Here is a 2751-nt window from a genome sequence, read left to right as displayed (position 1 = left end):
GACTTTGATATATTATCAAAATTTTTCACGCCGTCAATAAACCTTTTGCATAAAAATTCACAAAATTTTGTAGATTGGTATGAATYTTTGAGAAATGCAACTTTTTCGGTCAGTATAGCCTTTTTTGGAATATTTATAGCATACTGTTTATATAAGCCTTTTTATTCATCTTTATTAAATTTAACCTTACTTAATTCATTTCAAAAATGGAATTCTAAACGAATTCATTGGGAAAAACTAATAAATTTTGTATATAATTGGTCATATAATCGTGGTTACATAGATTCTTTTTTTAAAACATCTTTAATTGAAAGTATAAGAAGATTAGCAAAACAAACGACTTTTTTTGATAAACGAATCATTGATGGAATTACAAATGGAGTAGGTATTACAAGTTTCTTTGTAGGAGAAGTAACAAAATATATRGGTGGAAGTCGCATCTCTTCTTATCTGTTCTTATATTTGTCCTATGTATTGATTTTTTTAATGATCCTCTTTTTTTTTTATTTTGAAAAATTCTAAATTCGAATTTTCTTTATTTCCATATAGATTTTCAGAAACAGTTTTATAGTTATAGTATGTTCGAACGTGGAATTCATCATCCTTATTAATTTTGTCTTTTCCATTCACTCGGATTTCTTCCATTTCATCGATTTTGTCCAGATCTTCCCCTTCTTCCGAAAAAAGAGAAGGAAAAGGAGCTTCTTCGGTGGATACCTCTTGGTCCTGTTTAGTCCCACCCGTTTCTGAGGTTCCTTTAAGTTTCTTAGTAAAAATGGGTGATGGTATTCTGCCTAAATAGTAGACACAGGTAATAAATAAGAGAATACTAAAGATTCGAGCCATAGAATTTCTCAMTTCTGACACAAGGAACTTATACTTATTAGATCKAATAASTACATTAGAYCTAATAGAATTATTTTGCYGTATCCAGACTAATACCAATCCAACCCATTTCATGAATAAAATGTGACCAATTAWCCAACCAACAAAACTACTTGTTACRAATARCATCTTGYTGTTGCATCGAAACATAWAAATGTTGACTAATCTSGCTAACATTGAACTTGGTAAAATGAAATRRTTGAATAATTGAAAAATGAGATTATTCAGGAATACACATTGAATGCKRAGATTACGCATTKMATTTCTGGTAGTAGATCCATAATCAAARAAGTKTTTGTGATTRTTSCAGAAGAAATGAAACAAAAGATACGGTAGARCTAGGACAGTTATTGTATGAGGTCTACCCARTGCTARATGCAGAGGCGCATAATAGATCGATATGAACATYATRAGCTGYCCCGYAATAAAACCWGTTGTTGCTGATACYTYYTTCTCGGTTCCTTCTTCTCCTTCKTCCATAACSYGAGCTCGGAGAAGGAAGAGATARGAGGGYCCTATGGARAATGTGGTCAGAAATCCATAATAGAGTCCGACCACAACGACCGAATTTATTATCTTCATGCATAAGGATACTAGATTACCTAGTATAAAAGATTGAAAAACCATCACAAACCTCCCTTTTTTCTTTTYTATTKYAATTTCTGKATTATTATATGATGATTTTKYAACTTTCCATATATAGAAATAGAAASAGATAGACTAGAAASGACATCTCTTATGTCAATGACACCAAARGGATATTAAATGAATGGAATTGGGATATGGATGGAATATAATGAAATAGAGCCRCTTTGAGGTTCCCTATKAAATKAGGCATGGAACRGAGCCACTACGAAGAAGTTCCGGGRGTTACGAAGGAARCTTCGAGYTCATATTGGTCATGGGTTGAGAACGGGAATTGAACTCTATGAGATCTAATCTCCCGTTGTTCCTCAGTAGCTCAGTGGTAGAGCGGTCGGCTGTTAACYGATTGGTCGTAGGTTCGAATCCTACTTGRGGAGATTTGATTCATTCYGAATTWAAGAATTCAGAATGTAAGAATGAACGGGTTCGCTTTGACCGTTAAGAGTMGGTAACCCGTTCCCTGTGTCTTTGTTTCTATTGCATTCTATCTCATCGTATCACATTCTGTTCTGYGATATTTGAGAATCACCGTCAATACCTCGGTGTAGGTYCKGGATAATCCTTTRTTCYATAGTCCTGGGGCTATTTACAACTAGCCAATTMARAATTTTCAGATGTACTAACAAGTGCATCTTTGATGCAGTCATCGATTCTCCYGAGAGKYCACARTTACCGCGAGCAAACATATGAATTTAATGACTTAATGATGAGGAACGCATTTTTGCTATGCTACTAATACTTGCTCCGCTATTCTGCCCAAGCCTGGCTGAGGAAGAGTTACGGGGCTTCAAAAAATATGCTGATTCGGCCGTTTAAAAATACTATATGTAAAATTAAAAAAGCGATAGATATAATAGATATATATCTAAATTCAAATAAAAAAGAAGGTCACTCCACTCTATTTCGACAAAAGACCCATCCCCAAGTTCCATAGCTTTGAGTCCGCTATCGCTATCCCGAGCATGATTTTCCTACCCCCCCGGAGGGAAAGGYCCTTCCCTTTTGGGCCGGTTGTGGGCGAGGAGGGATTCGAACCCCYGACACCGTGGTTCGTAGCCACGTGCTCTAATCCTCTGAGCTACARGCCCCACYCCGTCTCCACTGGATCTGTTCCCAGGAGTACCCTAAAAAAAGGAACCTTTCCTCTCCCCAGCCATTTCGGATGTGAAAGYGCCTTTCTCTCTATAAGAACGGTGCGTTCCGRGGTGTGAAGTGGGATGA

At 36.2% G+C, this 2751-nt stretch carries 2 protein-coding genes and 1 tRNA gene; 2 read left to right on the top strand and 1 reads right to left on the bottom strand.

Annotation, left to right across the window (positions count from 1 at the left end; genetic code table 11):
• Positions 1-9 precede the first annotated feature (9 nt).
• Positions 10-522, top strand: coding sequence for a hypothetical protein (locus DLK05_RS18935; RefSeq protein ID WP_498366004.1), 513 nt, complete (start codon positions 10-12; stop codon positions 520-522).
• Here the strand turns inward: DLK05_RS18935 and DLK05_RS18930 are convergent.
• Positions 484-1467, bottom strand: coding sequence for a hypothetical protein (locus tag DLK05_RS18930; protein ID WP_209319932.1), 984 nt, complete (start codon positions 1465-1467; stop codon positions 484-486). The genes DLK05_RS18935 and DLK05_RS18930 overlap by 39 nt on opposite strands.
• Before the next feature lie 368 nt (positions 1468-1835).
• Here DLK05_RS18930 and DLK05_RS18925 point away from each other — a divergent pair.
• Positions 1836-1907, top strand: a tRNA-Asn gene (locus DLK05_RS18925).
• Positions 1908-2751: the final 844 nt, after the last annotated feature.

Origin of the sequence: Ancylomarina longa, assembly GCF_003996985.1 — a bacterium.
In the GTDB taxonomy this organism is placed as follows: domain Bacteria; phylum Bacteroidota; class Bacteroidia; order Bacteroidales; family Marinifilaceae; genus Ancylomarina_A; species Ancylomarina_A longa.
This window is presented reverse-complemented; position numbering and strand designations above follow the sequence as displayed.